Here is a 25,983-nt window from a genome sequence, read left to right on the forward strand (position 1 = left end):
CAGAAAACAAGGGGAACCGGAGGTAAGAGATTCATGAGCAATCTTCAAAATGTTCGAGTGGCCGTAGTTCAAGCTTCTTCAACCATTATGGATGAAGAAAAAAGTTTGCAAGGAGATCCTCATGAAGATTAGCATGGTACTCGTCATTATTATTGGCATAGTTTCAGCTATTTCTACAATTGCACTAACTGGTAAAGGTGATCAAGATTATAGCAAAGCGACAAAAGGGAATTTAATGAATTTAACACTGATCTATGTGGGTCTAGGCGTTATTTCAGCAATCGGGATTGCGTATGTTCTTATTAAATTGGCTTAAAGTTTACCTTGTTAACAAATTACTAAAACGGGACATTTTATCTAGATGAAGCAATCTAGATAGAATGTTTTTTGATTGAAATATTAACAGTATAAATTTGTGTAGGAAGGCACGTAATATCCTTTATTTGCAATCTATTAATGAGAGTGTTAAATTAATATTGTACCAAATGGTAGGTACAAAATGTTCGGAGCAATTTAGGTTAACCTATTTATATAGAGAAAAGAGTGAAAGGAAGCGTGCCTTTTGAATATCACAATAACAGGCAAAGCGATAAATGAACTGAACAAAAAAATTGGGGAACAAAATGGAATATTGAAAATAAAATATGAAATCGATGATAACGAGTTTTTTGGATGTGCTGGTGGCATACCGACCTTATGGTTTGTCTCTTCTGCAGAAGAAAATAATGATCAATTATTTGATACAAATAACCGCGCTGTTTTAATGGAAAAGTCAAAATTGCTCTTTTTTGAAAAAGAACTTAAAATTGATTTTTCAAATGCAGCTAATAGTTTTCAATTAGTGAGCCCGGAGCGAATCATAAACGGAAGAATGGCGTTTATTAATAAAGTTAAATAGGATGGCGTTTCTGTTGCTAATTGGAAATGATATAGAAAAAACTCGCAGTTAAAGTAGCTTTTGCTCAGGGGAGCAAAGCCTACTTTAACTGCGAATAGTTTATTAAACAATTTGACATATAAGAATAATTGGATACCGACAAAAACAATTCAAGAAATGTCAAACATACCTTATGATGTCCTCATCGTGGGAAGTGGACCTGGCGGGGGAGCAACTTTGTCTCGAGTGTGTGAATTGTGGGAAAATCAAGGTGCTAAAAAGATTGGGATTATTGAGAAAGGGGATCAATTATTTCATTCACATACCCTTAATATTCCTACGATGAATGTAGAGTGTGCTCGAGATCAACTCCTTCCAGATAATTCAACTACTTTTGTCGATCGTAATAATGCTTGAACTAGATTTTGTGTTAATTGATGCAGGATTTTTCTTCTTTTGCTCTTGTTAATGTTGTAAAACTCCAATTATGATCCTTCACAAAAGGGCGGCAGCGAAAAATCTCAACGTACGGTCAATACCAAAGTGTAAAAATATTTGGTGTGCTTAATTATGAAACAGGGTCTGTTTTCTGTATGCAGGAACCATCTCTTCACTTTCTAGAAAACGTCTTGCTTGAATACCCTAGAGGAAAATCGTAATGGAGCTTGATCATGCCCGAATTCATCATGTTAAGTTGATCCAACCTTTTTTAGAGGAACATCAAGAACGCCTAAAGCTTCTTTTTTTTACCCCAAAACAGTCCTAATCTAAACCCGATTGAAGGGTTATGGAAGTGGGTGAAACATCTGTTGTTTATCATGTGTTTTACGAGTCTGTACAAGAAATTCATAAAAATATTCAAGCCTTTGTTGCAAAGATCAATCAAACTCGAAAAAAGGGTATTGATCGGTTATGTGTAATTTTATAGATTGTTTAATGCGTTTCATATAGAACAATCTTTGGATGAAAAAAACGATTTTCTGATGTTTTGGAATCACCGGCTTTTTGTGCCAACAAATTTCTAATTTCTCCAACCGACAATTTCCAATTTTGTATAATTCCTTTTTTTTATTATATTCGACTAGTAATAGGTGAACGATTTATCAAAATTGCGTTTGATAACCACGTTAACGTAAAGAGTAGATTAGTTATCCGGAAATTCAGTGAACCTCTCCACCTAAGTCAAGAATTTATATGGAGCAACTTACAAAAAGAGGAATAGTCTTGCACGGCTAAATACATATGTGTAACAATATAAGTACAAATGTGCATACGAAAGGCTGAATATAATGAACTCTGAAAAAATTGAAAAGATGGTTGAAGCAGCTAAGCTTTATCATTTAATGGATTTTAGCCAAATGGAAGTTGCCAAGAAACTTGGTGTCTCCAGACCAACTGTATCAAAGATCCTGCAACAGGCGAAAGAAGAGGGAATTGTTGAGATTAAGATTATGGATCCATCAGAGAACTGTCGAATGTTGGGGGAGGAGCTTGAAGAGAGATTTGGTCTGAAAAAGGCAATTGTCGTTTCCGTTCCTCTATACGAAGAGAATGTTGTAAAACAGGCAATCGGCAAGATTGCTGCTAACTATGTTAACAGTATTGTCAAAGATGGTGATACTATCGGTATCACTTGGGGAACAACTATGTACCAAGTAGCGTTGCATCTTAAGCATAAATCAGTTCGGGATGTGAAAATTGTCCAGTTGAAGGGCGGGGTCAGCCATTCTCAAAATAAAACCTATGCTTCAGAAGCGTTGAATTTATTCGAGAAAGCGTTCGATGCCATGCTCTATCAACTTCCTTTACCGGCAATTGTTGATCATGTCGTTGTTAAACAAGCCATAGACGCAGACCGTCATATTCGTAAATTGCTTACGCTTGGAAAAGAAGCGAATATTGCCATCTATACGGTTGGAGTACCGCAAACCGAATCGCTGCTTTTTCAATTAGGTTATTTTACAGAAGAAGATGAAAAGGTCATTTCAGAGCATGCTGTCGGTGATATTGCTTCCCGTTTTTTCGATAAAGATGGTCATATTTGCAATACAGATTTAAATGCGAGAACAATAGGTGTTGAATTGGAAGACTTGAAGAACAAAGAACAATCCATTCTTGTTGCCGGTGGTTTGAAGAAGGTTGATGGTATAAGGGGAGCTATTAAGTCGAAAATGAGTAATGTATTGATTACAGATGCTAACACGGCAAAAATACTTTTAAATAAAGAAACATAAGATTGAAGCAAACGCGGTAGCCTTTTGGTTACCGTGCTTTTTTTGAATTAGCCACTTGAAGCTTCGCTAGTGGTAGTCCAAGTAAGATTTCAGGTATGGTGGATGGGGGAAAGGGAATATAAGGATGTTGTGGTAATTTTACAAAAGTTAATTTAATGTTTTACAAATGTTTTATGATTTGCTATAGTGAAATCAAACGAATTCAATTTATATTGGTTTGTCTAATCTTGTTTGATAACGCTTTCCCATTAGGGAGGAGGGTCTTATAACTGATTAGCTAGTCGAGAGAGAAATGCGAAGGAAAAGAAACTAAAAACACGAGTACAACTTATATGTTTTCAATCCTTCAATTGTGTGCGAAATGTAAAATAAGTGAGTTGCAAATGTTCGTACTAAAGTTTTGATCTATAGTTGTCTGACTTCCGACCTTTGAAATTCACTATTTATGGTATTTAGGCGAATTTTGAAGTATTTCAACTCTTCCTAGAAAAACATTAGACCCATCAGCTTCAGAGTAAAGTTTAGATTAACCCAAATAAAGGCGGATACAAATTGACTTTGTTTGTGTGTGTCATCGGTCAGGATAAAAAATGATAATTGAAGGATTGGTGAAGTTAGAATGGACAAACTTACATTAGTGAAAGAAGCAATTAAAGCTAGAGAAAGTGCATATACACCATATTCTAAATTCAATGTAGGGGCAGCGGTTTTGTCAGGAAATGATAAGGTTTTTCTTGGATGCAATATTGAAAATGCTTCTTACGGACTAACGAATTGTGCTGAACGTACGGCTATTTTTAAAGCGGTTTCAGACAAAGAAACAGAAATGAAAGCAATTGCGATTGTCGCTGATACGGACGGGCCAGTATCTCCATGCGGAGCCTGTCGACAAGTAATAGCAGAGTTTGCAAATCAAGATACAAAAATCTACCTTGCAAACTTAAATGGAGATATTCAAGAAACAACAATTGAACAATTATTACCTGGGTATTTTACATCCAAGGATATGGAGAGAAGCTAAACGCCATTTCGATAAATAGTGATGTACTATTCGGCTATGACCATCATTGAAAGATTGCACATATAAGGGATACCGCTAGCAACTCGCGTTTTGCTGGTGGTACACCGTAACATTTGGAGGGACTTATGAGATACCTAATATCGTTTTGTGGGTTATTGCTGGTTTTCGGTTTGGCATTTTTAGTAAGCAAAAATAGAAAAGAAATTAAATATAAGAATATTATTCTTATGTTGGTCATTCAGTTTTTATTGGCTGCCGTACTCTTGAATACACGCTTCGGTTACACTTTAATTAAAGGGGTATCGAATGTATTCGATCGTTTATTGGAATATGCTAGTGCAGGGGTTTCATTTGTATTCGGAGGATTGGCTAATGAGGGTGAATATTCATTCTTTCTCAATGTACTTTTGCCAATTGTCTTTATATCTGTATTAATTGGTATTTTGCAACACTTTAAAATCCTACCTATATTCATGAAATGGGTTGGCTGGTTGTTAAGTAAGGTCAATGGAATGGGGAAAATGGAATCTTATAACGCTGTTGCGTCAGTAATGGTAGGTCAATCGGAAGTGTTTATCACACTCAAGAAACAATTAGCTAAAATTTCGCCTCAACGGATGTATACACTGTGTGCATCTGCAATGTCGACGGTTTCGATGTCCATTGTCGGTGCTTACATGACTATGATTGAACCGAAATATGTCGTAACAGCGATTGTGCTGAATTTGTTCGGTGGGTTCATTATTTCGTCCATTATCAACCCGTATAAAGTAGATGAAAATGAAGATATCCTTACTATTGAAGATGAAGAGAAGCAGTCCTTCTTCCAAATGCTTGGGGAATATATCATGGACGGGTTCAAAGTGGCCGTTATTGTTGGTGCCATGCTAATTGGATTCGTTGCATTGATGGCCTTGATTAATGCATTGTTCGATATGATCTTCGGTATTTCGTTCCAGGAAATCTTAGGATACCTGTTTGCGCCGATTGCATTCTTAATGGGTGTTCCTTGGGCAGAGGCTATTTCAGCTGGCGGTATTATGGCGACGAAACTTGTAACGAATGAATTTGTTGCTATGATGAGCCTAGGGGATGTAGCTAACACTTTTAGTACTCATACGCTAGCCATCATTTCAGTATTCCTTGTGTCATTCGCTAACTTCTCTTCCATCGGTATTATTGCCGGTGCGGTAAAAGGCTTGAATGAAAAACAAGGGAATGTTGTTGCGCGCTTCGGGTTGAAACTTCTCTACGGAGCTACACTTGTGAGTATCTTAACAGCTATAATCGTCGGATTAATCATCTAAATATACAATAGAAAAAAGTAACTCCCGAAAAATGGGTATATGTTACTTTTTTCTTTATTCGTCTCACTGCATGAGAACGATGCACCAACAGGAGGTACTTGTTTATGTTAAATGTAGGAATACTGCTTTCAGGCGCGGTATTATTTCTTAATGGATTGATGCTTAAAGGAAAGGCAGAAGCTAAAAGTGTAGCCATTTTAAATTTCCTTGTTGGGATTCTGCAAATTGTTATCCCATTCTACTTAATTGCGATATCGGATCAGAGCAATTGGACAATATATGGACTTGCGGCTACCTTCTTATTTGGCCTAACATTTCTATATGTATCCTTCACATTCTATAAAGGAATGGACGGTAGTGGCTTAGGATGGTTCTCCGCTTGGGTGACAATGATCGCTATCTTCTATACGCTTGTTTCAATCGTTCATTTTCATGATTATGTGACAGCGTTGACTTGGCTGATGTGGGCATTTTTATGGTATTTATTCTATGCTCTTAATATTTTAAAGAAACCGATTGAAGAGTATGTCGGTAAAGTGGCTCTTGTGCAGTCTTTTGTGACTTTGACTTTCCCGGCCCTTCTTTCGTTTATCGGAATGTGGGAAGATTTGGTGATTCAGCGTTTGTGGCTGGTAGTTTTGTCAGTTTCCATTCTGTATTTCATCAAGGGAGCTGTCGAACTTAGAGCAAGTCAGCAAAAACAAGCAGTTTCTTAAATAAGGTAAGGATCCCAAAGAGGAATACTGCGGATCACGTGATGAACTTTTTTGCATAAGTTCAAGTGGGTTTTTACGTTTGTTCAAAATTGATTAAGTAAAATTCAAAGGATGTTATCATCCCAAATAAAAGCTAGTTTTACGACGAATATCTTTTTCCGTACTTGAAGGCGGAAATATTGATGCTCGGCAGGGATACATCAACGAAATATTTTTTAATTGAAAGACGCTTTCGGAACAACCAAAAGGGAAGCATTATTCAGCGCACAATAAATCAAATAATTCATAAAGAGCAAAATAACATATACAAGAGGAGTTGGATTACATGAGAATGGTAGATTTAATCGAGAAAAAACGCGATGGTGGTGAATTAACGAAAGAAGAAATCAATTTTATAATTGAAGGTTATACAAGTGAATCTATTCCTGATTACCAAATGTCTTCTTTCTTAATGTCTGTATTCTTTAAAGGGATGACGGCTGAAGAAACAGCTAATATGACACTGGCAATGGTTAACTCAGGTGATCAAATTGATCTGTCAGCTATTGAAGGCATTAAAGTCGACAAGCATAGTACTGGCGGTGTCGGCGATACAACGACAATCGTTCTTGCTCCACTAGTTGCTGCGGTTGGTGTTCCAGTTGCGAAACTTTCTGGACGTGGGCTTGGTCATACTGGCGGTACAGTGGATAAATTCGAATCTATTCCTGGTTTCCGCTCTGAAATAGAAGCTGACCAATTCATCAATCAAGTAAATGAGGTGAAAGTCGCTGTTACAGGGCCAACAGGAAACTTGACTCCAGCGGATAAGAAGATATATGGTCTGCGTGATGTTACAGCTACCGTTAATTCCATCCCATTAATGGCAAGCTCCATTATGAGTAAGAAAATTGCCTCAGGTTCTGATGCGATCGTGCTTGACGTAAAAGTGGGTGCCGGTGCCTTCATGAAAGATGTGGAAAGTGCTAAAGAACTGGCTCATGCAATGGTTGAGATTGGTAAAAATGTCGGTCGTGATACAATGGCAGTTATCTCTGACATGGATCAACCGCTTGGATTCGCAATTGGTAATGTACTTGAAGTGAAAGAAGCAATCGATACTCTTCGTGGCGAAGGCCCTAAAGATTTGAAAGAGCTTTGCTTGACATTAGGCAGCAAGATGGTTGTCTTGGCTAAGCATGCAGAAACGGTTGAAGAAGCACGTGAAATGCTTGAAGAAGTCATTGCGAATGGTAAAGCACTTGAAAAATTCAAAGAATTCGTGATTGCGCAAGGCGGGGATGCTTCTGTTATTGACGATCCATTTAAACTGGCGAGAGCTCAATATGAAATTCCGGTATTGGCAAAAGAAGATGGATATGTAGCAGAAATCGAAGCGGATAGCATCGGTACAGCAGCTATGATTCTTGGAGCGGGACGCGCTACAAAAGACTCAGTTGTGGATTTGGCTGTCGGATTAATGTTGCATAAGAAAATCGGCGATGAAGTGAAAAAAGGCGATACAATCGTTACCATCTACAGCAATCGCGAAAATGTCGATGATGTTATAGAACGCATTTATGAATCATACAGATTCTCACTTACAAAAGTAGCAGACCCTGTCCTTGTACATGCAGAAGTCCATTGATATTAAGCATTGCGGAACTTACTGTAATGGTTAAATCTAATCTAAAATTGACGGAGGAATGAATATGAATAAAGAACAAATCGCTCGCTTGATTGACCATACATTATTAAAGGCAGATGCTAGCCGTGAAGCCGTTATTCAATTGGCGAAAGAAGCGAAGGAGCATCGTTTTGCATCTGTATGTGTGAACCCATCACAAATTGAAACTGCTTTCGAAATATTGAAGGATACGCCGGAAGTAAAAGTGTGCACAGTCATCGGTTTCCCATTAGGAGCTTCTACTCCTGAAGCAAAAGCGTTCGAAACGAGGGATGCTATTGAAAAAGGTGCAACAGAAGTGGATATGGTTATTAATGTTGGTGCTTTAAAAGATAGAAACGATGAACTCGTTTTGGATGATATCAAAGCAGTGGTTGATGCGGCACAAGGACAAGCAATAACAAAGGTCATTATCGAAACATGCTTATTGACAGATGAAGAAAAAGTACGTGCATGTGAGCTTTCTGTAAAGGCAGGCGCAGACTTTGTAAAAACATCTACTGGTTTCTCTACTGGAGGAGCAACAGTAACTGATATCGCATTAATGCGTAAAACAGTTGGACCGGATGTAGGCGTTAAAGCTTCAGGTGGAGTCCGCAACCTTGCTGATGTGGAAGCGTTAGTAGAAGCAGGAGCAACTCGTATTGGTGCAAGCTCCGGAGTTGCGATTGTAAATGGTCAACAATCCAACTCAGCTTATTGATTGATTAATGAAGTCGCAGGCAAACGCCGAGAGTACTGAAAAAACACATCCTATAATATGTGAATTAGCAAAAAAACGCTGTGTTTTAACGGCGTTTTTTACTATTATTCCTATTCACCGTAAAAAGTCTTTGATATTAAGTCTGATCTTTCGCGAACAGAATTTGATAAACATCCAGAAAAAGCTAGCTGTTTAAGCTAGCTTTTTAAGTTCATGGCGTTTTTCAATCCGTATCTCAATTTTTTCTAATGCTTGTTTATCATTAAGTAATTCTTGTTTGTTCTCTTGCAATAACTCTTTAAATGATTTCTTGATGAATTTCATAAAGATGAAACTCCTTTCTAGTCTATTTTATTTTTGGTTCTGATTGGTAGGTAAAGAAATAACAAATTTATTATAGTAGTCCATTTAAATAATACAACAATTCTGACAATTTTACCGATACAATTTCGACAATTCTGTGTCTTTTGGGGTCAGACCCCATTTCCCAAGTTTTGTATAGTAGAAAAATCCCTTGGTATGGAAGGGTTTTAGTGTTATTAAAAAGGGGTCAGACCCTATTTCCCGAGGTGTTTACAAATGGGTAGCAAGAAGAAAGTGAAGAAGAGAAGGAAGTGTGAGCGAGAGAAGAGGCTCGTGAATGCTCCCGGGTGGGTAAAGTTATTTGAGGGGGAGCATTTGGTTTGTCAGTGGCAAGGTTCATAAGATGCACATCTCTATGGCGATAAAGGAATTGGATGAGCTTGGCCATTTAACGAAGAAGCGTGAAAGTGAAGCAAAGGAAGATCGCAGAGTAGAAAAGAGGAAAGCAAGAGAACAGAATTTGCGAAAAAAAGAGAGAAAGCTTCTCAAGAGAGAACGACAAAGACAATATAAAGATGAATATGATTATGACGATGAAACATTTGCTTTTATTGCTGGATATACGTCAAATGGATTTCCATATGGGTACCTATGAGGAAATGGTAGAAATCAATCAACGTACCAGAGAGAAATCGTGGCTTGATTTTGAAAATTTTCTCAATCTAGTCTATTCGAAGAATGTTTCAATGATATATGGGTAGACCTTGGAGTTTGGTTTCCGGAAGATTATGCGGAAGAAATGAACAGAGTAGGAGTGCAATCCAGAGACCACAGCGAGGTATCCTCAGAAAACCTATTAACGGGAGCGAGTTGTCAGAGCCTTTTAGAAGAAATAGAACAAACGAAATGAGGATTCCTCATAACAAAAGTTAGACCCCGTTCTTTTCATACAGATTAAAATACGAAGTATCACATTCTACAATATAAAGTACGAGGTCTTAGATCTGTTGTGGGGCATTGCTCATATTGTTATATTTTGGTCAAAATAATGCCAAGCAAAGCGACTAGAACGCCAGCCACTTGATACATTTTTAATTTTTCTTTATACAAATAACAGCCTGCAAACACGACAATTAAGCAATTAAGACTAACGATAGGAAAGATAATGCTAGCGATTCCAGTATTCAACGCGTAAAAATACGATGCATAGCCAACAATACTTAAACAGCCAACCAACCCGCCAGTTTTTATTTCCAATCGTTGAATCTTCTGCTTCTTTACCAACATAGTAATGAAAAGGTAAACAGTACCGCCGAAATACATCGATGTTAACACATCAAGCGGTTGAATCTGAAGGTGAGAAGATGTCTGCATTAAAATCCCTAATATACCGAAAGAAAGAATTGCAAGCACAATATGAAAAATCCATGATCCATATTGAATGTCTGTTTTTGCATGTGGTGCATATTGAATCACAACGGCAGCAACGAGCATGCAAAATACGCCTATTCCTTGAATGAAGGATAAATGCTCCCCGAAAATTAGCGCAGCACCTATTACAGGAAAAATAGCATTCGCCGCAATCAAAGGTGACGTGAGACTTGCCGGTCCTTTTTCAAAAGCCCTGGACATTTGGATATTGCCATTTGCATTCAAAATCCCAATAGCTGAACCAAGAATCAACGAAAGCCAATTCGGATGAAAACGACTGTTTAGCAGTCCAAAGCTTACTGTCATGATGAAAGCCACTAAGTAAAAGAAAAACTGAACATGAACTTTCGAAATGCCTTTTCCGTTGCTAATCTTAAACACCGTGTTATTAATCCCAAAGCATAAACTTGTGAGAATAGCCAATAATACCCACATTGATAGCGCCTGCTTCCTAAATGAATATGTGAAAACTTTCATAATTATAGGGTAATTGAATTACTAAAGCAATGATATGAAAGAAGTCCTCTATAAAAACACAATTGTACACGAGAAAAAGAATTTCTCTTGCTTATTTTGTCGATTAGCGTAATAATAAGGTAATATTAACTGATAATTCTATTTATAGGGGTTGTATGATTTGAAAGTTGTGAAATTTGGTGGTTCTTCACTTGCATCGGGTGAACAATTAAAAAAGGTATTTGATATCGTTATTTCGGACTCGGAACGGAAAATTGTCGTTGTATCGGCTCCAGGGAAACGAAATTTTGAAGATATAAAAGTAACGGATTTATTAATTGCTTGTGCAGAGGCCCGGCTTGCTGGTGATGATGCCATGGATTTATTAGAGATGGTCATGGGTCGATATGCTGAAATAGCTAAAGAATTAGAGCTGGAAGAAGCGGTGATTGCGGAAATTCGTGATCACTTCATCAGCCTACTTCATGGTAATCAAAACAAGCCAACAAGATTTATCGACGCACTTAAAGCCAGTGGAGAAGATAATAACGCGAAGCTGGTTGCCGCTTATTTTCGTAAACAGGGCATTGATGCACACTATATTAATCCACAATCAGCAGGGCTCATCGTCACGGATGAAGCAGGCTATACGCAAGTTCTCCCAGAATCGTATGATCAGCTCTCAAAGCTTCGTGATCAATCAGGAATTCTTGTTTTTCCAGGCTTCTTTGGCTATAACGAAGCTGGCGAAGTTGTAACTTTTTCGAGAAGTGGTTCAGATATTACGGGTTCGATTCTCGCAAACGGAACGAACGCAGATTTGTATGAGAATTTCACGGATGTTGATGCTGTTTATTCAGTCAATCCTTCTGTTGTTGAAAATCCGAAGCCAATCAAGGAACTTACATATCGTGAAATGCGCGAGTTATCTTACGCAGGATTCTCCGTTTTCCATGATGAAGCGCTCTTTCCGGCTTTTCGTGCAGGAATTCCCGTGCAAATAAAAAATACAAATAATCCATCTGCACCGGGGACAAAAGTTGTCAATGCTCGTGAAAACGAGAATGGCCCCGTTGTTGGGATTGCTAGTGACAAAGGATTCTGTAGTATATATGTAAGAAAATACTTAATGAACCGTGAAATTGGGTTTGGACGCAAATTGTTACAAATTTTAGAAGATAATGATGTTTCGTATGAACATATTCCATCTGGGATTGATGATACGACGATTATTTTAAGAGAGTATCGATTGAACAAAGAAATCGAGACTCATATCGTAGAGCGAATCATGAATGAACTACAGGCGGATGAAGTAAAGGTGGAGCATGATCTCGCTTTACTTATGGTTGTTGGTGAAGGAATGAAGCATAATGTAGGTACGACAGCACGGGCTTCGAAGGCTCTTGCTAATGCAAAAGTAAACATCGAGATGATTAACCAAGGTTCTTCAGAAGTAAGCATGATGTTTGGAATCAAAGCACGAGATGAAGAAAAAGCCGTACGTGCGTTATATCAGGAGTTTTTCTCAAATGTAGTGGTGAATGTATAACAAGACGGGCAGACACAGTTGATGTGTTTGCCTTTTTACTTTTGGAACCCCTTTTTATGAAATGATTTTCTTGTCATGAAAAAAAGTAAACTTTGGAAGGGGAGATGAGGGATAGGAGCTTGGTTAACGAATCTTAGAATAGTTATGTTTCTATTAATCAGTCTAATTTATTTTATGAGTACTCCTTCAAATAATAGTGGTGTACAAATCTTTAGCGGAATCGCTACTCTATTATTTATTGTTAATCATATATCAATTTTATTTTGACCCAGGAAAGTGGTGTCTTATAGCTATTAATATTGACGGGCTGCTTAGCTTTCTGTTTGCATTTGTTTTTTCAGGTACGACTCTATATTTAATACTTGTTGGCGTTACGGCTATTACATTATTTATTGTAGAAGCAAGAAAAAAATACTGGGAGTCCATGTAGTTGTCTTCTTATTAATCTGGAGCTTTGCGTTATTTTTCGCGTATATACACACCGGACAAATTCTTTTTTTTGAAAATGTAGCTGATTTTTCCTTTGTTGTATTTGGAGCAGTTGTTGGGAATTTAATTCACAGGCTGTTTAATGCAAGAGAAACGGTCAGTAAACAGTCTGAACAATTAAATGAGTCCCATATAGAACTATCCCATGCTCATCAACAGTTGACTCAATATTCACTGTAACTTGAGCAATTAACATTGATTCGTGAGCGGAACAGGATTGCACGGGAAATTCATGATACGGCGGAGCATAGGATGACTGCTTTACTTATCCAATTAGAGCTTGTAAAAGAACTTATGAATCGTGATGAAAAGAAATTAACAGAAATAGTAGGAGTTTGTGATAACTTGGTTCGGAGTGCTTTAGAAGAGAATCGTTTTTCGGTAAAAACACTTGAAAATGATACGACTGAATCGACATCTTTTATTCAATCAGTCCGCATCATACAAATCAGGTTACTGCCGATTGTAAGTATAATATGTTCATAGTTGATGAGGCCAAAGATTAATTCCTTTAGCAGGCTGAATATGTTTAGGATTGGAATAGCAAAATGCTGATATGAAAGTTCATTGATCCCGATAGTAGAAGTAAAAACAGTTGGAAAGACCGCGACCATTAGTATTCATTTGCAAGAATCATAATAAACCGATTCCAACGCCCATTTTAGGTTCACTGCTTGAAACGTATGGAAGAACGATAACAACGGGTGAACATGAAGGGCTTGGAACCAAATTGATTCATGATGTTATTAAGGAACATCATGGCTCCCTGGATTTTGTATATAAAGAAGAGCTTACGGTGAAAATTAAAATCCCGGCAATCCGTTAAGTATATTTTGTAGTTCAAAAAAGGGTAAGCGCGTGTTCGCGTTTACCCTTTTAAAACTATAAAATAGTGAAAATTTCTTCAATTGATTTACGCTCTCGCGGATTTGGAATCATGTCCGGATAGCCAACATGAATGCTACCAACAATTTTTTCACCTAGTTGCACGCCACAAGCCTCACGGAATTGCTTAGCAAAAATCGTGGCATAAGTCGCCCAAAAAGTTCCTAGGCCTTGTTCCCATGCTAATAATGTGAAATTATGAATCACACAACTTATGGCTGCAAAGTCTTCTTCACGAGTAACAGGGTTAGGATCTTCCTTCATAACAGCAAGAAGAATAGAGGGAGGGGTACTGATTTTATTAAACTCACGTTGACCCGCAGCTTCTTTTTTCGCAGGATCTTTTTCCTTTGCCATGGCTGCTGCCCGAGCTGCTTCAGCTAAAGAGATTAGGCTGTCGCCTTGAACAAAGATGAAGCGCCATGGCTGCGTCATTTTGTGGTTCGGTGCCCAAACAGCCGTCTCTAGCAAATCTTGAATCAATTCAACAGAAACCGGTGTATCCTTATAGCGTTTCACTGTACGTCTCTCTTTAATAATGGTAGATAAGCTCATTTTTAATAGGCTCCTTCATCTAAACATGATTGAAAATCTGTGCATCCGCCTTACATAGTACGTCTTTTTATATGGGATATGTATATTACCTGTAGTATATAAATAATTCGATAAATATTCAAAAGAAAACGCTGATCCCATATGTGCTTAAAAGTAGGGGGTAAAAACATCTGGAATAAAGAGGGGGCAATATTCTAGTTATTTTTAAGTAATTAGCATGAAAACACATATGGGAATTAGCAACTCATCTATAGTGGCTACCAATAAGTAGACTCACCATTTAAGCAATCTATTATGCTAAGAGCATAATTTTTCGAGATTCAGAAGTCGATAATGATATTGAAAATCATTATCAATTAAATTCTCTCTTATTTTATTAAATAAGTCAAGGGGGCTATTGAAATTTTATTCGATTTTTTAAAATTAAGAGAAGGATAATGAAGTCTAATTCAGACTATTTAAAAATATACAAAATAACTGTATGATTAAAGAATCTATCTTTCGTTTTACTAAATAGTTTATTAACTATAGGCTTGCTTGTATGATGCGAATCAGGTCAGTATTTTCCATAGTTCGGGTTTACTTCGACATAGAAATTTTAGGAAAGGACATCATGGTGAAATGTATGAAGATTTTTTCGTATTTAAAGCCTTATCGAATGATGGTGGCACTTGCTCTTTTCCTTATGCTAGCTGAATTAGGTGTGGAGTTGTTGCAACCGCTGTTAATGGCAAAAATTATTGATGATGGCATTATGCAGGAGAATCTTGCAGTTGTCATAAAATGGGGAAGTGTGATGGTAGGGATTTCTTTTCTCTCCTTTATTGGTGGAATCATTAACTCATTTGCTGCGTCACATGTGAGCCAAGGCTTTGGCTATGACATTCGAAGTCATTTGTTTAAGAAGGTTCAAGCGTTTTCGTTCACTAACTTAACGAAATATCCAACATCTTCATTGATTACGAGGATGACGAATGATGTTACAGTGCTGCAGAACACCGTGTTTATGGCGATGAGAATCATGCTCCGTGCACCGTTGCTTGTCATTCTTGGTACAGTGATGGCTCTGTTTATTAACTTGAAATTGGCGTTAGTCCTTTTGATCTCTATTCCTGTGCTTGTTGTTTTTCTTGCCTGGGTAATGAAACGGGCATCAGTTATGTTTCGAGTCGTCCAAGAAAAGCTAGATAACGTAAATGGAGTCATGCAGGAGAATTTAACGGGAATGCGCCTCATTAAAGCTTTCTTGCGCAAAGATCATGAAGCAAGTCGATTTAATGAGGCAAGTGATGCATTAAAAAAGGAAACAGCGTCATCGCTTCGATTAATCGAAACATCAACACCGATTCTGCTGTTCGTCATGAATGTGGGTATTATCATGATTCTATGGCTTGGTCAAAAGAATATTGCTACTGGTCATGTTCAAGTTGGAGAAGTGGTCGCCATTGTCAACTATGCGACTAGAATCACAGCTTCGTTATCTGTATTGTCCTGGCTGATTATGTCGATTTCTCGTGCCCAAGCATCCGCAGGTCGAATTAACGATGTATTTGACACAGAAGTTGATTTAGTTGACACAAAAGAAGAAAGCAGAGGAAATGAGATTCATAGCGGGGAAATTTCATTCAAGGATGTTTCATTTCGATATCCAACAGCAAAAACGCATGCTTTACGGAATATTACCTTTACGGCTAAAGCAGGTGAAACCATTGCAATTATGGGGGCAACTGGATCAGGAAAAACATCGTTATTTCAATTGATTCCGCGGCTATTTGATGTCGACCAAGGTCAAATTACAATTGACGGTAAGGATATTACAACCGTGAAGCTAGATATATTGCGGAAAAATATTGGCTTCGTCCCACAGGAGGCATTGCTCTTTTCAGGATCGATTCAAGATAATATCGCATGGGGGAAAAACGATGCGAGTATGGAGGAAATCATTGCGGCATCCAAAGATGCGCAAATTTATGAAACGGTTTCTGCGCTTACGAATCAATATGACACGCCACTTGGTCAGAAAGGGGTCAATCTTTCCGGAGGGCAAAAGCAACGTTTATCGATTGCTCGCGCGCTAGTTAGAAAGCCGAAAATTCTGCTCCTGGATGATAGTACAAGTGCGTTGGATTTAAAAACAGAAGCTAAGCTTTTACATGCGTTAAAAACGTATACATGTACGACGTTGATTATTACGCAAAAGGTGAGTACCGCTAAAGAAGCAAATCAAATTTTGCTGTTTGATGAAGGAGAATTGATTGCAAAAGGCTCACACAAACAGCTTGTGGCTAGCCATTCACTATATCAGCAGATCGTACAGTCCCAATTGGGAAAGGAGGGACTGACCGTTGAAAAGAGTACCTCCCACTTATCATAATGATCAGAAATCAAAAGTAAAACTGAAAAATTGGCTGGGTACCGTTAAACGAATTTGGAGCTATCTGGAAACGAATAAAACGATGCTGTTTCTCGTGTTATTCATGGTCGTGGTTAGCTCAGGGTTGGGGCTACTTGGTCCGTATTTAGTAGGAGTATCCGTTGACGAATTCATTGTAATGAAAAAGTCTAATGGATTAACGATGATGCTGATAGGCTTATTTATCATCTACGTGTTTTACTCACTATCGACATGGCTACAAAACTACTGGATGATCGGCATCGCTCAAGATTCAGTTTATCAGATGAGAAAACAGCTTTTCTGGCACTTGCATAAACTGCCAATTCCATTTTTCGATCGCCGCAAGCATGGTGAACTAATGAGTCGAGTAACAAATGATATAGAAAATGTCAGTTCGACATTGAATAGCTCGGTCATTCAGATTTTCTCAAGTGTACTTACGTTACTTGGGACGATAGCTGTCATGCTATGGCTCAGTCCTTTATTAACATTGTTAACGCTCATCATCGTTCCCATCATGTTTTACGGAATGAGATGGATTACAGGACGGACAGGGAAACTATTTAAAGAACAACAGCGAAATCTGGGCTCCTTAAATGGATTTATTGAGGAAACGATTTCTGGACAACGAATCGTGAAAACTTTTTCTCAGGAAGATAAAGTGATTGAGGATTTTATTGAACGCAGTAAAAAACTGAAGCAATCAGGTTTTCTGGCTCAAGCCTATTCAGGGTTTATTCCGAAACTAATGAATATGCTCAATAACCTCAGCTTTGCGATTGTTGCCGGAGTTGGCGGGTATTTGGCGTTAAAAGGTCAAATTTCTATTGGGACCATCGTGATTTTTACCGAGTATTCTAGGCAATTTACCCGTCCATTAAATGATTTAGCTAACCAATTCAATACGTTGTTATCTGCTGTCGCAGGAGCTGAACGCGTATTTGAAATTCTAGATGAAGAGATCGAAGAAAGGGACGAGAATGATGCAGAAGAGCTGGACGATGTAGAAGGTCATGTTACCTTTCAGTCTGTTTCTTTTTCCTATGACAATTCAAGGGATACTGTACGTAATGTAAGTTTCGGTGCATCTTCGGGCGAAACGATTGCATTTGTAGGTCCGACTGGAGCAGGGAAAACGACCCTTATTAATTTACTGTCGCGTTTTTATGATCCAGATAGTGGCAGCATCCTTGTTGACGGTCATGATATTCGGCATGTAAAACGGTCGAGTCTACGCCGGCATATGGGCTTTGTTTTGCAAGATTCGTTCTTGTTCCAAGGAACGATCATAGAAAATATCCGCTATGGTAGACTGGACGCAACCGACGAGGAAGTGATGAGCGCAGCTAAACAGGCGAATGCTCATTCGTTTATCATGAAGCTCCCGAATCAGTATGACACACAGCTTTTGCAAGACGGAAGCGGAATTAGTCAGGGACAAAGGCAGCTCCTTTCGATTGCCCGAGCCATCTTGGCTGATCCCATTATTCTGATTTTAGATGAAGCGACCAGCAGTATTGATACGATCACTGAATTGAAAATCCAAGAAGCTTTGCAACGATTAATGAAGGGAAGAACTAGTTTCGTCATTGCACATCGATTGAATACGATTCAGCAAGCAGACCAAATTTTTGTTCTTCAAGATGGTGAAATTATTGAAAAAGGTTCACATAGCTCATTGCTTCAGGAAAAAGGATTTTACTATGGACTCTATAACCGACAACTGGAAGACACGGCAAATTAATTTGAAAAGATGACTCAAATGGGAGGGTTCCCTAGTTGAGTCATCTTTTTTATACGTATTCCATGCGTCAAGCCCAAATATAAAACATTCATGTTAGGAAAATGAACCGTTTACTCAAGGGGGATGTGGGTATTGAGGTATAACAGCCATCAGTTGGATGAAAGGATGTCCACGAGAAAATCTAGTTTAGAATACACAATCGTATTTATGGTTCTTATTTTTCAGGGAATAGTAAGAAAGAGTGCGAAAAAGGAAGGAGAGAATTTAAATGAAACAATATGATGTAGTGATTATTGGATTCGGTAAAGGTGGGAAAACACTGGCTTCCTTCCTTGGTAAGAAAGGCTGGAATATAGCAGTTGTTGAAAAATCGAAAAAAATGTATGGAGGGACATGCATTAATGTAGCTTGTATCCCGACTAAATATCTTATTCATGAAGCAAAGAAATTACAATTTCGACAAAATCAAGAGTGGGAGGAAAAAGCAAAGACGTATGCTTCTGTGATGGCAACTAAAAAGGAATTTATCGATAAATTGCGTCTTGGTAACTATAAAAAAGTGAATCAACCTAATGTGGCAGAAGTGATTGATGGGTTTGCTTCATTTGTTGATGAACACACTCTTTCTGTTGAACAAGAAAATGGCGTTATTCAAATAAATGCGGAAACGATTATTATTAATACAGGGGCGACGCCAGTTCTTCCAGATATAATTGGAATAGACAATAATCCGGTTGTATATACGAGCGAGACACTCCTTAATGAAGAAAGATTGCCGAAAACTTTATCCATTATTGGCGGTGGATATATCAGCTTGGAATTTGCTTCAATGTATGCAGATTTCGGATCCAAAGTCCGTATTTTTGATCGCGGGGACACTTTCCTGCCAAAAGAAGATGGAGATGTGGCTAAAGCTGTTCGAGAGACATTGGAAAAGAAAGGGATAGAAATCCATCTGCAAGCACGAAGTAAAAAAATAGAAGGAGATCAGTTGGTTATCGAGTTTACGAATGAAGGGGCTGAAAAAAATTTTCAATCTGACGCTATATTACTGGCAACAGGTCGAAAACCAAACACCGATGGTTTACAGTTGGAAAAAGCAGGCGTTAAAACGGGTAAACGAAAAGAGGTTGTTGTTGATTCTCAACTGCGAACATCTACACCACATATCTTTGCGATTGGTGATGTGAAGGGGGGACCGCAATTTACGTATGTTTCCTTAGATGATTACCGAATCGTAGCAGACCAATTAACTGGGGGGAAAGAATATAATCAAGAAAAAAGAGGGTATCTACCTTATTCGGTATTTATTGACCCGCCCCTATCCCGAATTGGTTTGACTGAAAAAGAAGCGATAGACAAAAATGTGAACTTCGATCTGTTTACTTTGGCAGCGGCTGATATTCCAAGGGCGAAATTAGTAGGTGAAACTGAAGGGATGTTACAAGTAATTGTTGAGAAAGGTTCAGATGAAATTCTGGGTGCAGCTCTTTTTTGTGCCGAATCGTATGAAATCATTAACTTAATTAAATACAATATGGATACGGGAGACACCTATCATACATTGAAAAATCAAATTTATACACATCCATCGATGACCGAAAGCCTTAATTACTTGTTTGATGAACTGGTATAGTCAATTTAGAATATAAAAGGATCATATACAATTCGCAAATGTAGATATAGTATAAGGCTGGTTCTACGAAAAGATCCTATGAAACCATTGAATCGTAAGACAGTTTATTCATTGTGAAAAGTAGATGTAAGCTATGATTAGCATCTTTATAACAAAGTCCGATAATTTATATTAAAGTTTGATAAAAACGATATGTTGATTCATGAATAATAGCAAGCTGTTTTTTTATTACCAATTCATATGCAATATTAATAGACAAAAAATCTTTGAGGACGGGGGAGGGGAAAATCAGAAGGTAGGAAAGTTTAATACGCATAAAGTAAGAGAACTTGGCATACAGGACGGTGAAATATATAAATAAAGAAAAAAATAGAGTTGGTTCAAAAAAATATTGACCCGACTCAATTTCCTTTCCTTTTATCGCAGATTAGCGGGCAGTTAAATCCCCCACTTCAAATTTTCCATAGAAAACTAAGTGGAGGGTAGTTCAAAACTTTACTCGTTGTAATCGCAGTGCATTTAATACAACGGATACCGAACTGAATGCCATTGCAGCACCTGCAACCCAAGGAGCAAGAAGTCCTACAGCTGCGATTGGAATACCAATTGTGTTATACGCAAATGCCCAGAATAAGTTTTGTTTAATGTTGCGCATTGTTTTACGACTCATAATGATTGCATCTGCAATACTGTTTAAGTCGCCGCGAATTAGTGTAATATCAGCAGCTTCCATTGCAACGTCTGTTCCTGTTCCAATAGCCATCCCGATATTTGCCGTTACGAGGGCAGGAGCGTCATTGATACCGTCACCGACCATTGCAACCTTATTACCCGTCGCTTGTAGTTTTTTTACTTCGTCGGCTTTGCCTTCAGGTAACACTTCTGCGATGATGTGATCGACGCCAACTTCTTGACCAATTGCTTTTGCTGTACGCTCGTTATCACCTGTCATCATAATGACCGTAATGCCCATATCTAGCAGGCGACGAACAGCTTCTTTCGATGTGTCTTTAATTGTATCTGCAACGGCCACTAAACCAGCGTACTGTCCATTAATCGCTGCAAGCATCGCTGTTTTACCGTTTTCTTCGAGTTGTTCCATTGTTGGTAAAACATTTGAAACATTGATACCGTATTGTTGCATTAATTTACGTGTACCAATGACCACACTTTGACCAGATACCGTTGCTTGCACACCGTAACCAGGAATCGCTTCGAAAAATTGCCCATTTCCTAGTTCAATTCCTTTATCTTGAATACCTTGAACAATGGCTTCTGCTAGAGGGTGCTCTGATTGTTTCTCTGCTGCTCCGATTAGTGATAAGAAACGTTTCTCGTCTTGCCCAATTGCCACGACAACATCTGTTAACACCGGTTTACCATGTGTCACTGTACCTGTTTTATCAATAATAACTGTATCAATGCTTTGTGTCTGCTCTAAGTGCTCGCCTCCTTTGAATAAAATACCAAATTCAGCTGCACGACCAGATCCTGCCATAATGGACGTTGGTGTTGCAAGACCCAGTGCACATGGACATGCAATTACAAGTATCGCAATGAACACTTCAAGTGCTGGTGTAAATTCACTTGGTTGCACCCATAAAATCCAAACAAGGAAGGCAATAATGGCAATTCCTACAACGATTGGGACGAAAATACCTGAAATTTGGTCTGCTAACCGTTGAATCGGCGCTTTTGAACCTTGCGCATCTTCGACTACTTTAATAATTTGTGCTAATGCTGTATCGCGTCCAACTTTCGTTGCTTTCATTTGAATAAAGCCATTTTTATTAATCGTTGAACCGAATAAAGCGTCACCTTGCTTTTTATCAACGGGGAGACTTTCTCCAGTTAACATCGATTCATCAACAGCAGTATTTCCTTCTAGTACTTCACCGTCAACTGGAATTTTTTCACCTGGTTTCACTAAAATGGTGTCACCCATCACGACTTCTTCTAATGGAATTTCCTTTTCAACACCGTTGCGCAAAACAATCGCTGTTTTCGCTTGTAAGCCCATTAATTTTTTTATCGCTTCCGATGAACGACCTTTTGCTTTTGCTTCAAATAACTTACCTAAAATAATCAGTGTAATCAGTACCGCACTTGTTTCAAAGTAAAGGTGCGCATCGTGATGTGAATCAATTGTGACAATCGCTTGGTACACACTGTAGAAATAAGCAGCGGATGTACCCATGACAACAAGTACGTCCATATTGGCACTACCATTTCGTAATGCTTTGTATGCACCGACATAGAACTGTTTTCCGATAATAAATTGTACGGGTGTGGCTAATACCATTTGTATCCACGGATTCATTAAAAAAGTCGGTACGTAAAGGAACGATGTAAATGAAAAATGTCCAACCATCGTCCAAAGTAATGGTAATGAAAAACAAGCTGATATAATAAATTTACGTTTTTGTGTTTGGATTGTTTTTTCACGATGATCAATCGATTCCTGCTCATCTGTTTTTTTGTGCGCACCATAGCCTAACTTTTCGACTTTTGCGATGATATCTGCAATCGCTACTTCTGATGGGTTAAATTCAATCGTTGCTTTTTCAAGTGCTAAGTTGACATTTGCAGATAAGACCCCTTCGATTTTGTTTAATCCTTTTTCAATGCGTGTTGCGCAGGCTGCACATGTCATTCCTGTAATGTCTAGCTCTGATTTTTGTTTCACGACACCATAACCAAGTGCCTCAATTTTCTTTTCAAAATCTGCTTCACTAAGTTTCGTTGGATCATATGCAATCGATGATTTTTCAAGCGCTAAATTGACATTTGCATGTTCGACACCATCCATTTTATTTAACCCTTTTTCAATACGTGTCGCACATGCTGCACACGTCATTCCTGTGATTTGCAGATTGGCTTCTTTAACTGCTGTATTCATGATACTTTCCACCTCGATTATACCGACTGGGGGTATATAGTTTTTAAAATAAGAGAGTGCTACGAGGGCACCCGACTTATTTTTATTCTACTTCATAACCTTGGTCGTCGATTGTTTCTTTAATTTGTTCTAGTGATACTTGTGTTTCATCGAATGCTACTACTACTTGAGCATCCGCTAAGTTTGCCTTTACTTGCTCAACGCCTGCTAATTGACCAACGCTTCCCTCGATTGAATGAACACAATGTCCACATGACATTCCTTGTACGCTTAATGTTATATTTTTCATGTTTTTTCATTCCTTTAAATTAAAAATTATCTAGTGTAGCATACGCTATAGGGGTATATAGAAGACGAGAAATTTCTTTTATTTTTTCATTAATCTTTGAATGGTAACTACTAATTCATCTAAAACAGTATCGTCCCCTTCAGCTAGTCGATCCACGACACAACCTTTTAAATGACCTTCTAACAGAATCTTAGCGACACTATTTAAAGCCGATTGTGTTGCTGAAAGCTGTGTGATAACATCATCACAGTATACATCCTTTTCAATCATTCCCTTAATGCCACGGATTTGACCTTCGATTCGATTTAAGCGATTCGTTAAATCCTTTTTCACACGCTCAGGATGATGGCTTTGTCGACAAGACGCAGCTTCTTCTGCATCGCAAGCAACTTCTTTCCCTGTGTTTTCCATCAGCTCAACCTCCTACCTTGACTCCACTATACGATACCTAAGTAGGGTATGTAAAGAGGAGAGTTTTGCCTTTTAAAAAAAGTTTAATCTTTTCTCTTACAGCTTTAGTATAAACACGTTTCTTAATGATGGAGGAGAGTACCTAATGGTTAATCTAAATTATACCCAGAAAGTAGATTTAGAAACGTATAGTAATGAATTAATTAAAATTGTACAGAAAGCGACTGTATGAGGGAAGTGATTAAATAACAAAGGGGAACTCGATGGATTTTGTAGAGAAAGTGTTTAATTGGATGCTAGTAATCGGACTTGTCTTATTAGCAGGACGTATTATGACGGCGGTGTTTTTATTTCTGGATGTTCCCTTTACAATCTTTTTTGGCTATGTTTAAAATAGTGTTGAAAATTAAGCGATTTTTAAGGGAAGCCCTTTGACTTCCCTTAATTCGCCTTTTAAGAATAATGCGTAAGCACTTGAAAGTCTTAGTGAATAGGTTATACATAAGCCTTATCAATTAACAATTCACTATTTTTGATTTTTTATGTAATTGTAATTATAGTTCTTTTTGACATTTTACCATTATAAATTTAAATGGAGGCTTATTTTCCAAATTCTTATGTGGCTCAACAATTTCCGGAAATTCTATTAGTCCATATTTTCCAAATTCTTGTTTTATCGAGTCAGAATCATAAAAAAACATTTTTACCCCTTCCATGATCTCGAAATAGTCTTTACCCAGTTGTTTGCCCTTTCCAAACATTGGGGCTTCTTTTGAAATAGTAGTAAAAATCATATATCCGTTTGGCTTTAACTGATTATAGCAATCTTTAATAAACTTATCTCTCTCACGATTATTCAGTAAGTGAATAAGTGCATAACAAAATATACCATCATAAAGTTTGTTATCAAAAGGCATATCGGTTACTGAACCATGAAAAATACTCATATTAAGCCCATTTTGCCTTGCCAATTCAATCGCTGTTTTTGAAATCTCAATACCTGTTACATTTATTCCGTTTTCAATAAAAACCTTTGCATTTCTACCATATCCAATACCAGGAAACAATATATCCTTAACTTTCTTTTCAAGAAAAAAGTCCTTTGTCAAGATTGCGGAGTCTGAAGGTTCAAATCCCCACATCATTTGATTTTCTACAAAACTTGATTCCCAGAATTCTGTCATACCTCAATCTCCTTTACAAATATTGGCTCTCTTTCTTTAAAACCTGCTGTTTTTGTATAAGCATAGGCTACATTACATTGAACCATAAAGTTTTTTACCTTTGTTGCTTCTTTATCATTTTCAAATAGTTCAAGCCATTTGAACCAGTACATATAGTTACTGATATATTTAGTTGCAACACCATTAAACCTATTCATCGACTTCTTTAATTTGCTGTGAACAGTATTTATGTGTTGAATATGGTATATTCCTTCTTTATGCTTTCCTCTTTTTACACGCTTATGGTCTAACGAAAAATCATGGGCGAACTGAACATAACTCTTATGACTATCAGTACAAAGGATCGTCATAAAAGTTATCCCCTATACGGCCATCATAGAGCCTTTCTAATTCTTGATGTGTCATTCTGCCCTTACATAGTAATTCCATGATTAAATTACCTTGCCTATCAATAGCAGTTGCTATACATACTTGTTCGTTAGATATACCTCTCTTTTTAACCTGCTTACCTCTTTACGAGATTTTCTTGGCATTTTAGAAGGTTTCGTACCTTTAAAACTTTCAGCAAAAAATACTCTTATGCAGTCAAGGATTTTATGCCTCCCAAAGAAACTTGTTGCTATGTTAATGCCAACAATTGCGGCACTTTTCCTAATGGAATAACCATTTATCATACACTTCGCATATTTAAGCCACTTATCTAATGTTTTCTTACTCTTGTAAGTAGCAGAGTTAGTAAAGTCAGTAAAGGTCTTTCGGCATGACTTACATATATATCGTTGTTACCATTATATCTTCCGTTTCTTGATACAGTTTCAGCACCGCAATGAGGGCAGACTTTCCCCTTGGCAAATCTAAAATCTTTAACTTCCTGTGTAATTTGACTTACTTGTGAGCCCAACACAAGCACTTCCTCTAAAAAAGAATATATATGCTGTTGTTGGTGTAACGGTAATCTTTTTATTTGTTCTATATATAGTGCTTAAATATGCCATAGTCATGCCCTACTTCCATTGAATATCGCAAAATTATCGCATATTCACGAAACTATATCAAATTTCAACATTGATTTAAAACATAGCCTCTTTTTTAAGACACGAATGTTATTTCATTTGTCATTTTAATAGTTGGTGCACTCGGTTCGAAAATTATGAAAGGGAATAAAAAATAAACTTTCTGTTCATCCATACACGTATAGCTCGTTTCTTACTATTAGATTGGCAGCCTTTCCTT

Annotated in this window: 24 protein-coding genes and 2 pseudogenes; 18 read left to right on the forward strand and 8 right to left on the reverse strand. The window is 37.7% G+C overall.

Annotated features, from left to right (window positions below):
• The first annotated feature begins 121 nt into the window (after positions 1-121).
• The 10 genes and pseudogenes from AC625_RS02235 (at position 122) to deoC (ending at position 8,524) form a co-directional block, all read left to right on the forward strand.
• The gene (locus tag AC625_RS02235) at positions 122-316 is read left to right on the forward strand and encodes a hypothetical protein (RefSeq protein WP_049679802.1); all 195 of its coding nucleotides are present in this window, start codon (positions 122-124) and stop codon (positions 314-316) included.
• Positions 317-562: 246 nt separating this feature from the next.
• Entirely contained in the window at positions 563-898 is a 336-nt protein-coding gene (locus AC625_RS02240; protein ID WP_245644905.1) for an iron-sulfur cluster biosynthesis family protein, read from the forward strand.
• 216 nt (positions 899-1,114) lie between these two features.
• The gene (locus AC625_RS02245; protein ID WP_049679803.1) at positions 1,115-1,294 is read left to right on the forward strand and encodes a hypothetical protein; all 180 of its coding nucleotides are present in this window, start codon (positions 1,115-1,117) and stop codon (positions 1,292-1,294) included.
• A 77-nt stretch (positions 1,295-1,371) separates the two neighbouring features.
• A pseudogene (locus tag AC625_RS27470) lies at positions 1,372-1,805 on the forward strand (IS630 family transposase); the annotation flags it as partial.
• A gap of 361 nt (positions 1,806-2,166) precedes the next feature.
• Entirely contained in the window at positions 2,167-3,111 is a 945-nt protein-coding gene (locus AC625_RS02255; RefSeq protein ID WP_049679804.1) for a DNA-binding transcriptional repressor DeoR, read from the forward strand.
• 619 nt (positions 3,112-3,730) lie between these two features.
• Positions 3,731-4,132, forward strand: a complete 402-nt coding sequence (locus tag AC625_RS02260) for a cytidine deaminase (RefSeq protein ID WP_049679805.1) — start codon at positions 3,731-3,733, stop codon at positions 4,130-4,132.
• A 125-nt stretch (positions 4,133-4,257) separates the two neighbouring features.
• On the forward strand, positions 4,258-5,439 hold the full coding sequence (locus tag AC625_RS02265; RefSeq protein WP_049679806.1) for a NupC/NupG family nucleoside CNT transporter: 1,182 nt from the start codon (positions 4,258-4,260) through the stop codon (positions 5,437-5,439).
• Between the two features lie 104 nt (positions 5,440-5,543).
• Positions 5,544-6,155 (forward strand): AmiS/UreI family transporter, encoded by a 612-nt coding sequence (locus AC625_RS02270; RefSeq protein ID WP_049679807.1) that lies wholly within the window; start codon positions 5,544-5,546, stop codon positions 6,153-6,155.
• A 325-nt stretch (positions 6,156-6,480) separates the two neighbouring features.
• Positions 6,481-7,782, forward strand: coding sequence for a pyrimidine-nucleoside phosphorylase (locus AC625_RS02275; RefSeq protein ID WP_049679808.1), 1,302 nt, complete (start codon positions 6,481-6,483; stop codon positions 7,780-7,782).
• Between the two features lie 64 nt (positions 7,783-7,846).
• Positions 7,847-8,524, forward strand: coding sequence for a deoxyribose-phosphate aldolase (gene deoC, locus AC625_RS02280; protein ID WP_049679809.1), 678 nt, complete (start codon positions 7,847-7,849; stop codon positions 8,522-8,524).
• A 192-nt stretch (positions 8,525-8,716) separates the two neighbouring features.
• Here deoC and AC625_RS25305 read toward each other — a convergent pair whose 3' ends face one another.
• Positions 8,717-8,848 carry an FbpB family small basic protein gene (locus tag AC625_RS25305; RefSeq protein WP_082190914.1) on the reverse strand — a complete coding sequence of 44 codons (132 nt, stop codon included), beginning with the start codon at positions 8,846-8,848 and terminating at the stop codon, positions 8,717-8,719.
• Between the two features lie 340 nt (positions 8,849-9,188).
• Here AC625_RS25305 and AC625_RS02285 point away from each other — a divergent pair, with 340 nt between their 5' ends.
• Positions 9,189-9,482, forward strand: a complete 294-nt coding sequence (locus AC625_RS02285; protein WP_180320053.1) for a hypothetical protein — start codon at positions 9,189-9,191, stop codon at positions 9,480-9,482.
• 374 nt (positions 9,483-9,856) lie between these two features.
• On the opposite strand, the gene AC625_RS02290 is transcribed toward AC625_RS02285, so the two are convergent.
• Positions 9,857-10,693, reverse strand: a complete 837-nt coding sequence (locus AC625_RS02290; protein WP_049679811.1) for an EamA family transporter — start codon at positions 10,691-10,693, stop codon at positions 9,857-9,859.
• A 202-nt stretch (positions 10,694-10,895) separates the two neighbouring features.
• Here AC625_RS02290 and AC625_RS02295 point away from each other — a divergent pair, with 202 nt between their 5' ends.
• From AC625_RS02295 to AC625_RS02305, 3 genes are all read left to right on the forward strand, one after another.
• Positions 10,896-12,263 (forward strand): aspartate kinase, encoded by a 1,368-nt coding sequence (locus AC625_RS02295; protein WP_049679812.1) that lies wholly within the window; start codon positions 10,896-10,898, stop codon positions 12,261-12,263.
• Positions 12,264-12,947: 684 nt separating this feature from the next.
• Positions 12,948-13,238: a histidine kinase dimerization/phosphoacceptor domain-containing protein gene (locus AC625_RS02300; protein ID WP_082190915.1), complete on the forward strand. Its 291-nt coding sequence runs from the start codon at positions 12,948-12,950 to the stop codon at positions 13,236-13,238.
• A gap of 109 nt (positions 13,239-13,347) precedes the next feature.
• On the forward strand, positions 13,348-13,578 hold the full coding sequence (locus AC625_RS02305) for a hypothetical protein (protein WP_049679814.1): 231 nt from the start codon (positions 13,348-13,350) through the stop codon (positions 13,576-13,578).
• 56 nt (positions 13,579-13,634) lie between these two features.
• Here the strand turns inward: AC625_RS02305 and AC625_RS02310 are convergent, their stop codons facing one another.
• Positions 13,635-14,192 carry a nitroreductase family protein gene (locus tag AC625_RS02310; protein ID WP_049679815.1) on the reverse strand — a complete coding sequence of 186 codons (558 nt, stop codon included), beginning with the start codon at positions 14,190-14,192 and terminating at the stop codon, positions 13,635-13,637.
• Between the two features lie 613 nt (positions 14,193-14,805).
• Here AC625_RS02310 and AC625_RS02315 point away from each other — a divergent pair.
• The 3 genes from AC625_RS02315 (at position 14,806) to AC625_RS02325 (ending at position 19,967) form a co-directional block, all read left to right on the forward strand.
• Positions 14,806-16,566, forward strand: coding sequence for an ABC transporter ATP-binding protein (locus AC625_RS02315; protein ID WP_245644906.1), 1,761 nt, complete (start codon positions 14,806-14,808; stop codon positions 16,564-16,566).
• Positions 16,538-18,331, forward strand: coding sequence for an ABC transporter ATP-binding protein (locus tag AC625_RS02320; protein WP_049679816.1), 1,794 nt, complete (start codon positions 16,538-16,540; stop codon positions 18,329-18,331). The genes AC625_RS02315 and AC625_RS02320 overlap by 29 nt, the downstream gene beginning before the upstream one ends.
• Positions 18,332-18,599: 268 nt before the next feature.
• Positions 18,600-19,967 (forward strand): FAD-dependent oxidoreductase, encoded by a 1,368-nt coding sequence (locus AC625_RS02325; protein ID WP_049679817.1) that lies wholly within the window; start codon positions 18,600-18,602, stop codon positions 19,965-19,967.
• Positions 19,968-20,454: 487 nt separating this feature from the next.
• Here AC625_RS02325 and AC625_RS02330 read toward each other — a convergent pair whose 3' ends face one another.
• From AC625_RS02330 to AC625_RS02340, 3 genes are all read right to left on the reverse strand, one after another.
• The gene (locus AC625_RS02330; RefSeq protein WP_049679818.1) at positions 20,455-22,866 is read right to left on the reverse strand and encodes a heavy metal translocating P-type ATPase; all 2,412 of its coding nucleotides are present in this window, start codon (positions 22,864-22,866) and stop codon (positions 20,455-20,457) included.
• Positions 22,867-22,948: 82 nt separating this feature from the next.
• The gene (gene copZ / locus AC625_RS02335) at positions 22,949-23,155 is read right to left on the reverse strand and encodes a copper chaperone CopZ (protein ID WP_049679819.1); all 207 of its coding nucleotides are present in this window, start codon (positions 23,153-23,155) and stop codon (positions 22,949-22,951) included.
• Between the two features lie 78 nt (positions 23,156-23,233).
• On the reverse strand, positions 23,234-23,566 hold the full coding sequence (locus AC625_RS02340; protein WP_049679820.1) for a metal-sensitive transcriptional regulator: 333 nt from the start codon (positions 23,564-23,566) through the stop codon (positions 23,234-23,236).
• 263 nt (positions 23,567-23,829) lie between these two features.
• Here AC625_RS02340 and AC625_RS28080 point away from each other — a divergent pair, with 263 nt between their 5' ends.
• Entirely contained in the window at positions 23,830-23,958 is a 129-nt protein-coding gene (locus AC625_RS28080; protein ID WP_281177210.1) for a hypothetical protein, read from the forward strand.
• Positions 23,959-24,120: 162 nt separating this feature from the next.
• Here AC625_RS28080 and AC625_RS02345 read toward each other — a convergent pair whose 3' ends face one another.
• Both AC625_RS02345 and AC625_RS25310 read right to left on the reverse strand, forming a co-directional pair.
• Positions 24,121-24,750: a class I SAM-dependent methyltransferase gene (locus tag AC625_RS02345; RefSeq protein ID WP_049679821.1), complete on the reverse strand. Its 630-nt coding sequence runs from the start codon at positions 24,748-24,750 to the stop codon at positions 24,121-24,123.
• Positions 24,747-25,723: pseudogene (locus AC625_RS25310) on the reverse strand (IS1595 family transposase). The gene AC625_RS02345 and the pseudogene AC625_RS25310 overlap by 4 nt, the downstream one beginning before the upstream one ends.
• Positions 25,724-25,983 lie beyond the last annotated feature (260 nt).

The sequence above is a fragment of the Peribacillus loiseleuriae genome (assembly GCF_001183985.1).
GTDB classification, from domain to species: domain Bacteria; phylum Bacillota; class Bacilli; order Bacillales; family DSM-1321; genus Peribacillus; species Peribacillus loiseleuriae.